Here is a 15,347-nt window from a genome sequence, read left to right on the forward strand (position 1 = left end):
GAACGTGAAACGCTCCTGAGAATCACCGGGATCTCCCGGCCGGCGGCCCTACTCGACGAACAGGCCCCTGCTCGCCGCCCTCGCGTCGAACTCCTCCAGCCGGGCCTGGGCCTCCGGCAGGTCGTCGCACATGGCCTCCAGGAGCACCCGGCCCAGCAGCATCGGGGCGCAGGCCGTGTCGAAGGCCAACCCGGTGCCGACGGCGGCGGGCAGCAGCAGGTCGGAGACCTTGGCGACGGGCGCGAACGCGGAGTCGGCGACGGTGACGACGAAGAGGCCAGCCTCCCTGGCGTACGCCAGGGTCTCGACGACCTCGCGCGGATGCCGGGGCAGCGCGAAGCAGAGCAGCGCGCTCGCGCCCGCGCGTACGGCCGCGTCGATGCGGTCGTGCAGCATGCTGCCGCCCTCGTGCAGCAGCCGTACGTCCGGGTGGACCTTGGCGGCGAAGTAGCCGAAGCCGTACGCCTGGGAGGCCGCGGCCCGCAGTCCGAGCACCGGGAGCGGGCGGGACGCGGCCAGCAGGCGCCCGGCCCGCGCGACCGGGCCCGGATCGGCGAGCACCTCGGCCAGATGCCGCAGGTTCTCGATCTCGGCCTCCACGGCCTGCTGGTACTCGTTGTACGCGGTGGTGTCCGGGGCCGGCTCGGCGGGCGCGACGTCCCGCAGGTGCCGGCGCAGCGCCGGGTAGCCGTCGAAGCCCAGCGCCACCGCGAAGCGCGTCACGGACGGCTGGCTGACCCCGGCCAGCTCCGCCAGTTCCACACTGGACAGGAACGGCACGTCTGCCGCCCGCCGCACCATGCTGTGGGCGATGCGCCGCTGCGTGGGCGTCAGCCGGTGCCCCTCGAAGAGCGCCTGCAGCCGCGCGGCGGGACTGTCCGTCACGCCCGTGCCCTTGTCCGCGCTCATCACGCGCTCCCCCTCGGTGGGTCAGCCTGGACGTCCGTCCAGATGTCGGTGAACCGGTCGAGCAGTACGGCCGCCGCGCCGACGTCCGCCGTCAGCGGCCGGTCGGCCGGGTCCGCGTCGAGCACGGTCTCGGCCAGTTCCAGCGCCCGCGCGACGGGCAGTCCGGGATCCGGCCGCAGGTCCCGCTGGCGCAACGCCCGCACTGCGGCGACCAGTTCGCAGCCGACGACCAGCCGGTACGGGCCGCACGCCCGCAGTGTCTGCCGGGCGGCGAGCGAGGCGAAGCTGGCCTGTTCCTCGACGCCCCGGGAGAGTACAGCGTGGCCGAGCGACGCGGGCGCCGAGAAGGCCCGCAGATCGCCGAGGGCGGCTCCGGCGGCGTACTCCAGGATCATCACGCCCGAGGAGGCGGGCACGTGGTCGGCGAGGAAGGGGCGCAGCCGGGTGTACGCGGGCTCGTTGAGCGAGGAGAGCCGGGAGGTCGACAGCCGGGCGACCTGGGTCACGGCGAGCCTGAAGTGGTCGAGGGCGAGGGCGAGCTGGGCCTGGTAGAAGCCGCCGTGGTGGTAGGCGGCCAGGTCCTCGGGGCAGATCAGCGGGTTCTCCGCCGCCGCGTTGATCTCGACCTCCAGGACGCCCTCCAGGGCGTCGGCCGCGTCCAGGGCAGGCCCGTGGATCTGCGGCAGGCACCGGAAGCCGTACGGGTCCTGGATCCGGCCCAGCGGGGGCGTGGGCCGGTCGGCCGCCCCGATCAGCCCCCGCATGCGCCGGGCCACTTCGCGCGACCCCCGGTGGGCGCGCGCGACGTGCACGGGCGCCGCGTACGCCTCGTGCGAGCCGTCCACGGCGAGCAGCGACAGCGCGGCCACGACCTGGGTGGCGGCGATCAGCCCCCGCAGCTCGTGGAGCGCGAGCGCGGCCTGTCCGAGCGTGAGCGCGTTGCTGCTGATCAGCGCGAGGGCGTCGTTGTTGTCGAGCGGCTGCGCCTCGGGGACCCCGGTGCCGGCCTCGAACCGCGCCCCGGCCTCCCCGCCGGCGCCCGGCCCCCGCCACGGGTGCTCCCCCGCCAGGGCCAGCCCCATCTGGGCCAGTGCCGCGATGTCGCCCGTCCCGACGGACCCGAACTCGTTCACCACGGGGTACGCCCCGCTCTCCAGCGCCTCGCAGAGTGCGGTGACCACGCTCGGCCGGAGTCCGGCGCCGCCCGCGAGCAGCTGGTTGGCGCGGACGGCGAGCATGGCCCGTACCTGGCGGGCGGGCAGTTCCTCCCCGACGGCACCCGCGTGGCTGCGCAGCAGCCGCAGACCGTGCTCCGCGGCGGCCTCGGTGGGCACGTCCTCGCTGCGGTTGGCGCCGACGCCGGTGGAGCGGCCGTACACGCGTCCGGTCGCCGCGATCTGCCGGGCCGCGTCCCAGGACTCCTCGACCCGCCGCATCGCCTCACTGCCGGGCACGGGCCGCGCGGTCCCGTCGGCGAGCCGGACGACGTCGGCGACCCCGACGGCATGCCCGTCGAGGACGACGAGACCGCCGCGCCCGGCGAGGGCGGCGGCGTCCGACGCACCCACGATCGGAGAGGACATCATCCGCAGCCTCCAGCCCCGCACGGACACCGGTGTTCGGCCACCGGTCGGTCGGCCACCGGTCGGTCGGCCACCGGTCGGTCGGCCACCGGTCGGTCGGCCACCGGATATTCAGACATGGAGAACTCTGCATGAGGCTATGCAGGCAGGGCAAGTGATGCCGCGGGTTCACCGACTCCGGGGACTTCAGCCGTGGCTTCCGCGAGAGGTACGGGGTCACGCCGCACGAGGAGGGGCGTGCGGCCGTGAGACGCGGGAGAACCGGTGCGACAACAGGGGGGCTAACCCCAGTGCCGGGCCGCCCTCGGCTCCCTACCGTGAACAGCATGACCGGTATGGACGCTCGTGACACCCAGCTCGGGGACACCGAGCTGAAGAAGGAACTCGCCGCGACCCTGCACGCCCGCCGAGAGCTGGGCGAGGACTACGAGTCGGCGCTCGTCGACTCGTTCCTGGAGAAGGTCGACCAGCGCATCGACGGCGCGGTGGACCGCAGGGTCCGGCGTCAGGTCGCCGAGCAGCAGATGGTGGTGGCCCGCGGCAGCCGCACTCCCAGGTCGACCGACAGCTGGGGCGAACGCTACGGCTTCGGCGTCGTCTCCCTCGTCGCCGCCATCCCCCTGTCCGGCATCGGCGGCGGCGTGGCCGACTTCCGGGGTCTCTTCGTCACCTGGGCGGGCATCGTGGGTGTGAACCTGGCTTGGGCCCTGCGCGGTTCGTCGGCCCTGCGCCGACTCGGGCGCAGGAGCGGTGACCCGGACTGACGGGGTGCCCCGGACTGACGGGGGGGGTGACCCGGACCGATGGGGGTGACCCTGACCGGCGGGAGTGACCCGCGCGGGGTCCCCGGAAGAGGTGTGCGCGGGGACCGCCGCACCCCCGTGTGACGGGGGGCGGGACGACGGCGGTCCCCGCGGGGACGCGGGCCGGGTCAGGACCGGGCTTGCGCGTCCGTGGCGTCCATGGAGGTCCGGGAGCCGCTCCGGAGGTCCTTGACGCCGTTTCGTCGTCGGCCGGGGCGGGGAGCCGCTCCCGCCCTGCCGACACCCATCAATGTGCCGGACCCGTGTTAAGCGAGTGCTGCGTGGACGTGACGCCCTCGTACCACTTCTGCGAAGCCAAACCCCTGCCTCGCAACAATTTTCGACGCAGGGGGCCCTTTGCGGGCATTTCGTCTCCGTACGCGCGTCCGGCCGGGAGCGCCGCCGGCGCTCCCGCCGCTACGCCCCGCCCTTGGCGAGGAACGCGAGCAGGTCCTGCCGGCTGACGACACCGGTCGGCTTGCCCTCGACCAGCACGATCGCCGCGTCGGCCCTACCGAGCACGGACATCAGGTCGCCCACCGGCTCTCCGGAGCCGACCTGCGGCAGCGGCGCCGACATGTGCTTCTCCAGCGGGTCGTCGAGCGAGGCGCGCTGGGTGAACAGCGCGTCCAGCAGTTCCCGTTCGACGACGGAGCCGACCACCTCGGCGGCCATGACGTCCGGGTGTCCGGCGCCCGGCTTCACGATCGGCATCTGCGAGACGCCGTACTCCCGCAGCACCTCGATGGCCTGGCCGACCGTCTCGTCCGGGTGCATGTGGACGAGGGAGGGGATGGCGCCGTGCACCTTGTCGTTCAGGACGTCGGCGACGCGGGCGCTCGGGCCCTCGTCCTCCAGGAAGCCGTAGTCGGCCATCCACTCGTCGTTGAAGATCTTGCTGAGGTAGCCGCGCCCGCTGTCGGGCAGCAGGACGACCACGACGTCGTCCGGGCCGAGCCGCTCGGCGACCTTCAGCGCGGCGACGACCGCCATGCCGCAGGAGCCGCCCACGAGCAGGCCCTCCTCCTTGGCGAGGCGGCGGGTCATCTGGAACGAGTCCTTGTCGGACACGGCGACGATCTCGTCGGCGACGGTCCGGTCGTACGCGGTCGGCCAGAAGTCCTCACCGACGCCCTCGACGAGGTACGGCCGCCCGGAGCCGCCCGAGTACACGGACCCCTCGGGGTCGGCGCCGATGACCTGGACACGGCCGTCGCTGGCGTCCTTCAGGTAGCGGCCGGTGCCGGAGATGGTGCCGCCGGTGCCCACGCCCGCCACGAAGTGCGTGATCCGCCCCTCCGTCTGCTCCCACAGTTCAGGGCCGGTCGAGTGGTAGTGGGAGAGCGGGTTGTTGGGGTTGGAGTACTGGTCGGGCTTCCAGGCCCCGGGGGTCTCACGCACCAGCCGGTCGGAGACGTTGTAGTACGAGTCGGGGTGCTCGGGGGCGACCGCGGTGGGGCAGACGACGACCTCGGCGCCGTAGGCCCGAAGCACGTTGATCTTGTCGGTGCTCACCTTGTCGGGGCACACGAAGATGCACTTGTACCCCTTCTGCTGGGCCACGATGGCGAGCCCCACGCCCGTGTTTCCGCTGGTGGGCTCGACGATGGTGCCGCCGGGCCGCAGCTCGCCGCTCTTCTCGGCCGCCTCGATCATGCGCAGCGCGATGCGGTCCTTCACGGAACCGCCGGGGTTGAAGTACTCGACCTTGGCCAGGACGGTCGCCTGAATGCCCTCGGTCACGCTGTTGAGCCTCAGCAGCGGGGTGTTGCCGACGAGGCTGATCATCGAGTCGTGAAATTGCACCGTTGTCTCCGGAGCCGCAAAAAGGGATGGTCGTAATGTTCCGCCAGCCTAAGCCCCACCCTCACTCTTCTCCTCCCTGTTCACCCGTCGTCGGGATTGGCCGAGGGCAGGTACGGGGCAAGGAGTGGGTACGGGAACGAGGAGGTGGCGGCGACGCATGACGAGCATGTCGAGAGCACGGGTGGCCCGCCGCATCGCGGCGGGCGCGGCATACGGCGGAGGCGGCATCGGGCTGCTGGGCGCCGCCGCCGTGGGTGTGCTGCTGGCCGAGGTACGGATGGCCAAGCGGGTCGTGGGCAACGGGCACAGCCCGCACCCGCCGAGCGCGGAGGGTGTGTACGGTCACACGCACGGCAGCCGGTACGGCCGCGCGTACGGCTACGGCTCGTACGGCAGTTCGTACGACGTCCCCGACGATCCCCCGCTCCGCCTCGTCATGCTCGGCGACTCCACCGCCGCCGGCCAGGGCGTCCACCGGTCCCGGCAGACCCCGGGCGCGCTGATCGCCTCGGGGCTGGCGGCCGTCGCGGAGCGCCCGGTGCTGCTGCGCAACGTCGCGCTGCCGGGCGCCCAGTCGGACGACCTCGACCGGCAGGTCGCGCTGGTCCTGGAGGATCCGGCCCAGGTCCCCGACGTGTGCGTGATCATGATCGGGGCGAACGACGTGACCCACCGGATGCCCCCGACCCGGTCCGTCCGTCACCTCTCGGCGGCCGTACGGCGGCTGCGGACCGCGGGGGCCGAGGTGGTGGTGGGCACCTGTCCCGACCTCGGCACGATCGAGCTGGTGCAGCAGCCGTTGCGCTGGCTCGCCCGCCGGGCCTCGCGGCAGCTGGCGGCCGCCCAGACGATCGGAACCGTCGAGCAGGGCGGCCGTACCGTGTCGCTGGGGGACCTCCTCGGCCCCGAGTTCGAACAGAACCCCCGGGAGCTGTTCGGGCCCGACAACTACCACCCCTCCGCCGAGGGCTACGCGACCGCGGCGATGGCCATCCTGCCGACGGTCTGCGCGGCGCTGGGCCTGTGGCCGGCGGACGAGGAGCGGCCGGACGTCAGCCGCCGCGAGGGATTCCTGCCGGTGGCCCGGGCGGCCGCGGAGGCCGCGTCCGAGCCCGGCACCGAGGTGACGGCCGCGATGCCGACGGGGCCGCGTGGGCCCTGGGCCCTGCTCAAGCGGAGGCGCCGGCGGCGGGTGCCGGCCACCGACCCGGCGCCGAGCGCTGCCGCGGAGGCGCAGCCGGGCGCCTCGTAGCCCGGGGCTGCCCGTGCGGCCCGGTGGGACTCCTCTCGCTGTTCCCCGCCCCGCAAAGCATCAGGCCCCGCGCCCCCGAAAGAATCGAGCCCTGCGGTCCTGAAAGCATCAGGCCCCGCAGTCCTGAAAGACCACGGCCCTGCGGCCCTGAAGGCGGCGGGGCCGCGGGTCGCACGGGCAGCGGGGCCGCGGCCCGGGAGGCAGCGGGGCTGCGGGTCGCACGGGCAGCGGGGCTGCGGCCCGGGAAGCGGCGGAGCTGCGGGGCGAAAAGCATGGGGCGCAGCGCCTGCTTCTCAGGGGCGCGGGGTACTGCGCGAGAAGCCCCACCGGGCCCCCACCCGCCGACGAACCGCCACCCCCGAGTCACTGGGCGCCCCAAGAAAAAAGCAAGCGCTTAGAAAAGTGCGGTCGGCGTCACACCCGACTACCCGTGACCCCGCCCATACGTACGGGTAACTTCCCCCACAGCCCTGCTTTCCGTCGCATGCCAATGGAGCCGTGATGCCCGAAGCCGTGATCGTCTCAGCCGCCCGCTCCCCCATCGGCCGCGCTTTCAAGGGCTCGCTGAAGGACCTGCGCCCCGACGACCTGACCGCCACGATCGTCGCCGCCGCCCTCGCGAAGGTCCCGGAGCTGGACCCGAAGGACATCGACGACCTGATGCTCGGCTGCGGCCTCCCCGGCGGCGAGCAGGGCCACAACCTGGGCCGTATTGTCGCCGTCCAGCTGGGCATGGACCACCTGCCGGGCTGCACCGTCACCCGCTACTGTTCCTCCTCGCTCCAGACGTCCCGCATGGCCCTGCACGCCATCAAGGCCGGCGAGGGCGACGTCTTCATCTCGGCGGGCGTGGAGGTCGTCAGCAGCACCGCGCGCGGCACCAGCGACATCCCCACCGCCCGCAACCCCCTCTTCGCCGAGGCCGAGGCCCGCACGGAGGCCGTCTCCAAGTCGGTCGGCGCCTCCTGGCACGACCCGCGCGAGGACGGCCTGCTCCCCGACCCGTACATCGCGATGGGGCAGACCGCCGAGAACCTGGCCCGCCAGTGGGGCGTGACCCGTGAGGACATGGACGAGTTCGGTGTCCGCTCGCAGAACCTCGCCGAGGAGGCCATCGGCAAGGGCTTCTGGGAGCGCGAGATCACCCCGGTGACACTGCCCGACGGCACGGTCGTCAGCAAGGACGACGGCCCGCGCGCGGGCGTCACCCTGGAGGCCGTGCAGGGCCTGAAGCCGGTCTTCCGCGAGGACGGCCTGGTCACCGCCGGCAACTGCTGCCCGCTGAACGACGGCGCCGCCGCCCTCGTGATCATGTCGGACACCAAGGCCCGCGAGCTGGGCCTGACCCCGCTCGCCCGGATCGTCTCGACGGGCGTCTCCGGCCTCTCCCCCGAGATCATGGGCTACGGCCCGGTGGAGGCGTCGAAGCAGGCCCTGTCCCGTGCGGGCCTGACCGTCGGCGACATCGACCTGTTCGAGATCAACGAGGCCTTCGCCGCCCAGGTGATCCCGTCCTACCGCGACCTGGACATCCCGCTGGACAAGCTGAACGTGAACGGCGGCGCCATCGCCGTCGGCCACCCCTTCGGCATGACCGGCGCCCGCATCACCGGCACGCTCATCAACTCCCTCCAGTTCCACGACAAGCAGTTCGGCCTGGAGACGATGTGCGTCGGCGGCGGTCAGGGCATGGCGATGGTCATCGAGCGCCTCAGCTGACCCGCAGCCCGCACGCGGAGCCGTGACTGTTCGAACGCGCACCGCGATGCCGTGGCCCGGAGTCCCGATTTCCCAAGGGCTCCGGGCCGTTTTGTGATCCAATCTCCCCCAGGATGTGACCTATCTCCCTTCGGAGAGGGATTTACGCAGCTCAGAGTGGTTTCACTACCAAACATCGGGCCCAGATTCCTGCCCGATTCGTGACGTTACGCACTGACAGCTGGTTAGTCCGCCCTTCAAGCTGATGTAGGAAGTCGGGGGTCGACTTTGAACCGGGAGTACGTCAGTGAGCGCCATGCCGATCGCCTTGCTGCTCACCACGGCCGCCACCGCGGCCGTGGGCGTCGCCGTCCTGCGCACCCTCACGGGGCTGCGCCGACAGGTCACCGCCCTGCGCGCCGAGCTGGCCGAGAGCCGGGCCGCGAGGGTGCGCGTGCCGGTACCGGCCGCCCGGCCGGCCGCCGACACGGAGGAGATACGCGCCGCCGTCGCCGAGGCGCTCGCCGAGGAGCGGGAGCGTGAGCTGGCCGAGGCGAGGGCTTTCTGGGCGGCGCAGGAGTCCCGTGACGTCTCCGACGCGCCTTCCCTGCTGGGGCTGCCCGACAGCGACCTGTTCCTGCCCCGGCAGTCCGACTTCGCGGGTCTGGAGCACCTGGAGCCGGTGATCGAGCCGAGCCTGGAGGGCGACGAGTACGCCCCGGACCCGGCGGAGCTGGCCGCGGCCCGCCGTCGGCACCCCTCGCACCCCGACTTCGTGCCGGTTCAGTCGCCCGTCGCCAACGACCACGAGCGCACGGTCGCCTGCCTGGAGGACCTCGCCGCCTCCCGCACCGAGCTGGCCGACGTCCGTCCGGGCCCCCTCGGCACCCTCGACGTCTACGTCTTCGCCGACGGCACCACGCTCTGTATGACCCCCGGCCACCGCGAGACCGCCGAGCGCCTGGCCACGGCCCTGCAGACCGGTGACACCCCGGTCCTCCTGGGCGGCTCGGGCATCTCGGGCGCGTACACCCTGACGTTCGAGTGCGGCGACGACATGGTCTACATCCTGGCGGACAGGGTGATCGCGTCGCTGTAGAGGCGACCGCGGAATCAGCCGCAGGGGTCACCGTGGGAAGTGGCGGCGCAGGCCCCTCGGACGTCACCGCCGGGCGTCACCCGGACGTCAGCGCCGAGCGCATCGCCGGACGCCACCACGCGTGAACGGCGCGCCCGCGCCCCGGGCTCACACACCGGCCCGCCGCTGAGCCTCCTCCACCAGCGCCACGGCCTCCGCCACCGCGCCCTCGTCACCGAGCACCAGCGCGAGATCGTTCCCGGCGACCATGACCTGATCGGCCGCCGCGAACATCCCCACGTCCGGCATCTCCCGGGCGTCCGTGCCCGGCGCCTCCAGCCCCTGGGCACGCCGTGCCATCTCCCTGGCCAGCGCCAGCGCCTCCGCGGCGGCGCCCCGCTGCAGACGGCTCTGCGGGGCGGCCCGCAGCCGGTCGGCGAAATGATCCACGGCACGGGTCAACGGCGTCGTATCAAGCACGCCGCGAGAGTACGCGCCTCCACCGGACTGTTGCCAACAGCCCGCCACTCAGGCAACGTGACCTGAAGGACCGGCTTACATTCCCTTTCGTCCGGAGGCGCCGATGTCCCAAGTCTTCTCCGAGGAGACCCACCGCAACCTGCTCGCCCGCATCCCTCACTGCACCGGTCGTGAAGTCTCCGACTGGCTCCGCAAAGTCGACGACGGCCCCGCTCTCCACAATTTCGAGGAGAAGGTCAGCTGGCTCCGGCACGAGTACGACCTCGCGTACGGACACGCCAAAGCGATCATTCACGAGTACGACCTGAGGAGGGCCGCGCGGAAGTTCCGCTGAAGCCGCCGAGAACCTACGAAGGGCCCCCGGACCGTGAGGTCCGGGGGCCCTTCATCGCCGGGGCGGGATCACTCCCGTCTCCTGGGCTTCACTCCTAGTCGTCGCCGCTGAAGATGGCGACCAGACGGAGCATCTCGACGTAGATCCACACGAGGGTCATGGTCAGGCCGAACGCGGCCAGCCAGGCCTCCTCGCGCGGGGCGCCGTAGGCGATGCCGTCCTCGATCTGCTTGAAGTCGAGGGTGAGGAAGAACGCGCCGAGCAGGATCGCCAGGATGCCGACGATCGCGCCGAGCGGGCCCATGCTGCGCAGTCCGCCGTCCGGGGCGAGCCCGAAGACGACGAGGAGCAGGTTGACCGCCATGACCAGGACGAACGCGATCGCGATGGTCATACCGATGCGGGCGTACCGCGCGGTGACCCGGATCCAGCCCGCCCTGTAGACCAGCAGCGTGGCGCCGGAGACGGCCATCGTGCCGAGCACCGCCTGGAAGGGCGCGCCTTCCCACTGCGTGTTGAACATCTCGCTGAGCACGCCGAGGAAGACACCCTCGAAGGCCGCGTACGTCAGGATCAGCGCGGGCGACGCCTTGCGCTTGAAGGACTGCACCATCGCCAGGACGAAGGCGATGAGCGCGGCGCCGATGGCCAGGCCGTAGCTCGTGGGCGACACCGGCAGGAGGGCCCAGGCGAGGACCGCGCCGACGACGACCGTGCCGAGCGTCATGGCCGAGCGCATGACGACGTCGTCCATGGTCATGGCGCCCGTGCGGGCCGGAGCCTGCGGCGGGACGCCGTGCTGCACGCCCTGCTGGGCGTACGGGTTCGTCGCGTACGGGTTGCCGCCCTGCTGGGCGTAGGGGTTGCCCTGGGTGCCGACAGCTGCTCCCCCGGCCTGCGGCGCGGTGTTGAAGCCCGCGTAGCCGTTGTCGCGGCTGAACCCCCGTCGCGAGAAGACCGGGTTGCTGCTCCTCATTTCACTCCTCCATGGCCACCCTGCGTGGCCTTGGCTCAAGAGTAATAGGTAGGCAAAGGATTGACTCTAGTGCTTGGGGAGGATCTTTCCCTGCCATGTCATCGAACACGCTACGCGTCTCCGTGATTCCCCGCGCCACACCTCACAACCCCTGACCAACCCGGTACGAGTCCGCGATCGTCCGGAGACCGACCACGATCGCGCCCACACCGTCACGCGCCTCTCGGGGCGCGGCTCGCCCGAGGGCGGCTTGTGAGAGTGTGGGCGAAAATGTTCGAGTTTGGTCGGAGGTGCCCGGAACCGGACTTGAACCGGTACGCCCGCGAGGGGCAGCGAGGTTTAAGCTCGCCGTGTCTGCATTCCACCATCCGGGCAGGCCATGGGCTCCGCGCTGAGCTTCCGAGCCTATCGGGAGGCTTCCCCCGAACAGTCGACCGGCGGACCGATGTTGTCTTATTTTATTGACGTCTGAGGGTGCATCAGCCCACGGAACACGCCATCCGCACTTGCCAATAGCCTTCCGGACGGCACGAACGGGCGTATGCGGAATGACGGAATTTCACCGCCCGAACGAGCGCCCCACCGAGGACACACGCGGTGACGCGGCGACTCTCGACGGTCATCGCGGCCCCGCGAGGGGATCTGACGGTCCCTCGAATCGGACAGGAAGCCTCAGCGCGCCGGCCACGCGGCCCGGCGCACGCCGGTGGTCCCGGCGGCCCGCTCCCCGGTCGTACGCCACCGTCATCCCCAGGTATGACGCACCGCCCGCCCGTCCGTCGGAAGTCTGCCCCCGGAACCGGGACAACGGCTGACTACACGGCGCCCTCGCGTCGGGACGATGGAGACATCCACGAAGCGACCGGCTTCCGGCATGCCGCGCGGTACGACCCGGCGCGCTCCCGGCCGTCTCTGCGCCTCCCGACCGTCGCCGCCCCGCAAGGAGTTCCCACCGTGACCACCACTCCCCTCGCCGACCGGGCCACCGTCGTGGCCGCCCGCGCCACGGAACTGTCGAAGGTCTACGGACAGGGCGAGACCCGGGTGGTCGCGCTGGACCAGGTCTCCATCGACTTCCGGCAGGCCCAGTTCACCGCGATCATGGGCCCCTCGGGCTCCGGCAAGTCCACGCTGATGCACTGCGTGGCGGGCCTGGACACCTTCTCCTCCGGCTCCGTCCGCATCGGCGACACCGAGCTGGGTTCGCTGAAGGACAAGCAGCTCACCAAGTTGCGCCGGGACAAGATCGGCTTCATCTTCCAGGCGTTCAACCTGCTGCCGACGCTGACCGCGCTGGAGAACATCACCCTCCCGATGGACATCGCGGGCCGCAAGCCGGACAAGCAGTGGCTGGACACCGTGATCCGCATGGTGGGCCTCGCCGACCGGTTGAGCCACCGGCCCGCCCAGCTCTCCGGCGGCCAGCAGCAGCGGGTGGCCGTGGCCCGCGCCCTCGCCTCCCGGCCGGACATCATCTTCGGCGACGAGCCGACCGGAAACCTCGACTCGCGTTCGGGCGCCGAGGTGCTGGGCTTCCTTCGCAACTCCGTAAGGGAGTTGGGGCAGACCGTGGTGATGGTGACCCACGACCCGGTGGCCGCGGCCTACGCGGACCGGGTCGTCTTCCTCGCCGACGGACGCCTCGTGGACGAGATCCACGAGCCGACGGCGGACTCCGTCCTCGACCGCATGAAGCGGTTCGACAGCAAGGGCCGTACGAGCTAGGCCGTGTCGGCCCGGGGGAGTTCGGCAGTCCTCCCGGCGGACACGCGCTCGGCCACCCTTCACCCTCACCCCTCCGACCCCTGACAGGGACCCCACTCATGTTCCGTACCGCCCTGCGCAACGTGCTCTCGCACAAGGCCAGGCTTCTCATGACCGTGCTCGCGGTGATGCTCGGCGTCGCCTTCGTGTCGGGCACGCTGGTCTTCACGAACACCATCTCGGACGCGTTGCAGAGGAGTTCGGCCAAGGGCTTCGACCAGGTGGACGTCGCGGTCCGGTCCGGGTACCGGCCGGACGAGGGCGACACCGTCGCCGAGCAGCCGAAGCTGACGCCGGGGCTGCTGAAGAAGGTCGAGGGGGTGCCCGGCGCCGAGTCCGCGATCGGTGTGGTGAGCGGGTTCACCGCCCTCGCCGACAAGGACGGCAAGCTGATCGGCGGCGGCTTCCAGTCGCAGGGCGGGAACTTCTGGGGAACGGACGATCCCCGCTATCCGATCCAGGACGGCGCCGCGCCGAAGGGCACGGACGAGGTCGCCATCGACGCGGAGACCGCGAAGCGGGCCGGGTACCGGGTGGGCGACACCATCCGGCTGTCCGTCGACGGCCCGGTCCTCACCCCGACCGTCACCGGGATCTTCACGACGGACGACGGCAATGTCGCGGCCGGCGGCAGCCTCGCCCTGTTCGACACGGCGACCGCGCAGAAGCTGTTCCACGACGAGGGCGAGTACGACGAGATCGCTGTGACCGCGGCGGCCGGCACCAGCCAGACCCAGCTGCGGCAGGCCATCGACAAGGTCCTCCCCGAGGACACCGCGGAGACGATCACCGGACAGCAGCTCGCCGATCAGCAGGCCACGCAGATCGCCACCCAGATGAGCGGCATGAAGAACGCGCTGCTGGTCTTCGCCGGGATCGCCCTGTTCGTGGGCACGTTCATCATCGCCAACACCTTCACCATGCTCGTCGCCCAGCGCACCAAGGAGCTGGCGCTGCTGCGCGCCGTCGGCGCCTCCCGCCGCCAGGTGACGCGGTCCGTGCTGATCGAGGCGTTCGTGGTGGGCACGGTCGCCGCGGTCACCGGCCTCGCCGCCGGCGTCGGCATCGGCGCCGGGATGCGGGCCCTGATCAGCACCCTCGGCGAGACCGTCCCCGACGGCCCGCTGGTGGTCTCCCCCGGCACCGTCGCCACCGCCCTGCTGGTCGGCGTGCTGATCACCATGATGGCCGCCTGGCTGCCGGGCCGCCGCGCCGCGAAGATCCCGCCGGTCGCCGCGATGAGCAGCGTCCACGCGAAGGCGACGACCAAGTCGCTCGTCGTACGGAACACTCTCGGCGCGCTGCTGGCGGGCGCCGGCGCGGCCACCGTCCTGTACGCCACCACGATGGACGGCTCGGACGGCCAGGCCCCGATGGGCATCGGCGCGGTCCTCCTGATCATCGGTGTCTTCGTCCTCACGCCCCTCCTCTCCCGCCCGCTGATCGCGGCCGTGGCGCCCCTCATGCGGGTCTTCGGGATCTCCGGCAAGCTCGCCCGGCAGAACTCCCTGCGCAATCCGCGCCGTACCGCCGCGACCGCCTCGGCGCTGATGATCGGCCTGACGCTGATCACCGGTATGACGGTGATGGCGGGCAGCCTGCAGCAGGCCATCGCCAGGATGGCCGCCGACGCGATCAAGGCGGACTACGTCGTCTCGATGACCAGCGGCAGCTATCTCTCCCCGGACGTGGAGAAGAAGCTGTCCACCACCGAGGGCGTCACCGCCGTCTCCCCGCTGCGCAACGCCGAGTCCCGCATCGGGGACGAGACCGAGTACCTCACGGGCGTGAACGGCGCGGCCGTCGGCAAGGTCACCGACCTGCCCCTCGACGACGGGACGTTCAAGGTCGGCGGCTCGGACGTCGTCGTGGACGCGGACACCGCCGCCCGGCGCGGCTGGAAGGCCGGCTCGGAGTTCACGGCCGGCTTCGAGGGCGGCGAGAAGCAGAAGCTGACGGTCGCCGGGGTCTACGAGAGCAACGAACTGATCCGGGGCATCCTCCTGGACAACACCACGCTCACCGAGCGGCTGCCGGCGTCCGCCGACCCGGCCGACATGATGGTCATGGTCAAGACCTCGGCGGGTGCCTCCGACGCCACCAAGGACCGGCTGGAGAAGGCCCTCGGCGACAACCCGGCGATCCAGGTCCAGAGCGGACAGGACGTCTCCGACGACATCGCGCAGATGTTCACGCTGATGCTGAACATGCTCTACGGCCTGCTGGCCATGGCCGTGATCGTCGCCGTCCTCGGCGTCATCAACACCCTGGCCATGTCGGTCTTCGAGCGTTCGCAGGAGATCGGCATGCTCCGCGCGATCGGTCTCGACCGGCGGGGCATCAAGCGGATGGTCCGTCTGGAGTCCCTCGTCATCTCCCTCTTCGGGGGTGTCCTCGGCATCGGCCTCGGCGTCTTCTTCGGCTGGGCCGCCGGCGAACTCCTCGCCAGCCGGATGCCGACGTACGAACTGGTCCTGCCCTGGGCCCGGATGGCCGTCTTCCTCCTGCTCGCCGCCACGGTCGGCATCCTGGCCGCGCTGTGGCCGGCCCGCCGCGCGGCGAAGCTCAACATGCTGGCGGCGATCAAGTCGGAGTAGCCGCGCGGGAGAGACGACGACAGGCCGAGGGGCCCCGTTCCGGTGGGGAACGGGGCCCCTCGCGCGC

Annotated in this window: 12 protein-coding genes and 1 tRNA gene; 7 read left to right on the top strand and 6 right to left on the bottom strand. The window is 71.6% G+C overall.

The genetic code is table 11. The features are described 5' to 3' along the window. Positions 1-48 precede the first annotated feature (48 nt). Together ACZ6BB_RS32785 and ACZ6BB_RS32790 are read right to left on the bottom strand one after the other, a co-directional pair. Positions 49-909: a MurR/RpiR family transcriptional regulator gene (locus ACZ6BB_RS32785; RefSeq protein ID WP_037724962.1), complete on the bottom strand. Its 861-nt coding sequence runs from the start codon at positions 907-909 to the stop codon at positions 49-51. Continuing rightward, entirely contained in the window at positions 909-2,492 is a 1,584-nt protein-coding gene (locus tag ACZ6BB_RS32790) for an aromatic amino acid ammonia-lyase (protein WP_471618833.1), read from the bottom strand. The genes ACZ6BB_RS32785 and ACZ6BB_RS32790 overlap by 1 nt, the downstream gene beginning before the upstream one ends. A 335-nt stretch (positions 2,493-2,827) precedes the next feature. On the opposite strand from ACZ6BB_RS32790, the gene ACZ6BB_RS32795 reads away from it, so the two are divergent. Further along, positions 2,828-3,256 carry a hypothetical protein gene (locus tag ACZ6BB_RS32795; RefSeq protein ID WP_471618834.1) on the top strand — a complete coding sequence of 143 codons (429 nt, stop codon included), beginning with the start codon at positions 2,828-2,830 and terminating at the stop codon, positions 3,254-3,256. A gap of 456 nt (positions 3,257-3,712) precedes the next feature. Here ACZ6BB_RS32795 and ACZ6BB_RS32800 read toward each other — a convergent pair whose 3' ends face one another. Beyond that, the gene (locus tag ACZ6BB_RS32800) at positions 3,713-5,101 is read right to left on the bottom strand and encodes a cystathionine beta-synthase (RefSeq protein WP_471618750.1); all 1,389 of its coding nucleotides are present in this window, start codon (positions 5,099-5,101) and stop codon (positions 3,713-3,715) included. A 157-nt stretch (positions 5,102-5,258) separates the two neighbouring features. On the opposite strand from ACZ6BB_RS32800, the gene ACZ6BB_RS32805 reads away from it, so the two are divergent. The 3 genes from ACZ6BB_RS32805 (at position 5,259) to ACZ6BB_RS32815 (ending at position 9,150) form a co-directional block, all read left to right on the top strand. Beyond that, on the top strand, positions 5,259-6,353 hold the full coding sequence (locus ACZ6BB_RS32805) for an SGNH/GDSL hydrolase family protein (protein ID WP_471618751.1): 1,095 nt from the start codon (positions 5,259-5,261) through the stop codon (positions 6,351-6,353). Positions 6,354-6,854: 501 nt separating this feature from the next. Continuing rightward, entirely contained in the window at positions 6,855-8,072 is a 1,218-nt protein-coding gene (locus tag ACZ6BB_RS32810) for an acetyl-CoA C-acetyltransferase (protein WP_471618752.1), read from the top strand. Between the two features lie 295 nt (positions 8,073-8,367). Further along, complete coding sequence (locus ACZ6BB_RS32815; protein ID WP_471618835.1) at positions 8,368-9,150, top strand: hypothetical protein; 783 nt, start codon at positions 8,368-8,370, stop codon at positions 9,148-9,150. 147 nt (positions 9,151-9,297) lie between these two features. Here ACZ6BB_RS32815 and ACZ6BB_RS32820 read toward each other — a convergent pair whose 3' ends face one another. After that, complete coding sequence (locus ACZ6BB_RS32820; RefSeq protein WP_471618753.1) at positions 9,298-9,609, bottom strand: hypothetical protein; 312 nt, start codon at positions 9,607-9,609, stop codon at positions 9,298-9,300. A 103-nt stretch (positions 9,610-9,712) separates the two neighbouring features. Here ACZ6BB_RS32820 and ACZ6BB_RS32825 point away from each other — a divergent pair, with 103 nt between their 5' ends. Next, positions 9,713-9,943, top strand: coding sequence for a DUF4287 domain-containing protein (locus ACZ6BB_RS32825; protein ID WP_471618754.1), 231 nt, complete (start codon positions 9,713-9,715; stop codon positions 9,941-9,943). 94 nt (positions 9,944-10,037) lie between these two features. Here ACZ6BB_RS32825 and ACZ6BB_RS32830 read toward each other — a convergent pair whose 3' ends face one another. After that, a complete protein-coding gene (locus ACZ6BB_RS32830) occupies positions 10,038-10,919 on the bottom strand; it encodes a Bax inhibitor-1/YccA family protein (RefSeq protein ID WP_471618755.1) in 882 nt (293 codons plus the stop codon). Between the two features lie 291 nt (positions 10,920-11,210). After that, positions 11,211-11,293: transfer RNA gene (locus ACZ6BB_RS32835), tRNA-Leu, on the bottom strand. Positions 11,294-11,873: 580 nt separating this feature from the next. On the opposite strand from ACZ6BB_RS32835, the gene ACZ6BB_RS32840 reads away from it, so the two are divergent. Further along, complete coding sequence (locus ACZ6BB_RS32840) at positions 11,874-12,644, top strand: ABC transporter ATP-binding protein (RefSeq protein ID WP_275458020.1); 771 nt, start codon at positions 11,874-11,876, stop codon at positions 12,642-12,644. 98 nt (positions 12,645-12,742) lie between these two features. Continuing rightward, on the top strand, positions 12,743-15,280 hold the full coding sequence (locus ACZ6BB_RS32845) for an ABC transporter permease (protein WP_471618756.1): 2,538 nt from the start codon (positions 12,743-12,745) through the stop codon (positions 15,278-15,280). The last annotated feature ends 67 nt before the right edge of the window (positions 15,281-15,347 follow it).

Source organism: Streptomyces sp. NPDC041108, from assembly GCF_055592645.1.

Bases quoted from the DNA above. Each gene is read 5' to 3' on its own strand.
- ACZ6BB_RS32785 (WP_037724962.1), bottom strand. From the start codon at position 909: ATGAGCGCGGACAAGGGCACGGGCGTGACGGACAGTCCCGCCGCGCGG.
- ACZ6BB_RS32790 (WP_471618833.1), bottom strand. From the start codon at position 2,492: ATGTCCTCTCCGATCGTGGGTGCGTCGGACGCCGCCGCCCTCGCCGGG.
- ACZ6BB_RS32795 (WP_471618834.1), top strand. From the start codon at position 2,828: ATGGACGCTCGTGACACCCAGCTCGGGGACACCGAGCTGAAGAAGGAA.
- ACZ6BB_RS32805 (WP_471618751.1), top strand. From the start codon at position 5,259: ATGACGAGCATGTCGAGAGCACGGGTGGCCCGCCGCATCGCGGCGGGC.
- ACZ6BB_RS32810 (WP_471618752.1), top strand. From the start codon at position 6,855: ATGCCCGAAGCCGTGATCGTCTCAGCCGCCCGCTCCCCCATCGGCCGC.
- ACZ6BB_RS32815 (WP_471618835.1), top strand. From the start codon at position 8,368: ATGCCGATCGCCTTGCTGCTCACCACGGCCGCCACCGCGGCCGTGGGC.
- ACZ6BB_RS32825 (WP_471618754.1), top strand. From the start codon at position 9,713: ATGTCCCAAGTCTTCTCCGAGGAGACCCACCGCAACCTGCTCGCCCGC.
- ACZ6BB_RS32830 (WP_471618755.1), bottom strand. From the start codon at position 10,919: ATGAGGAGCAGCAACCCGGTCTTCTCGCGACGGGGGTTCAGCCGCGAC.
- ACZ6BB_RS32845 (WP_471618756.1), top strand. From the start codon at position 12,743: ATGTTCCGTACCGCCCTGCGCAACGTGCTCTCGCACAAGGCCAGGCTT.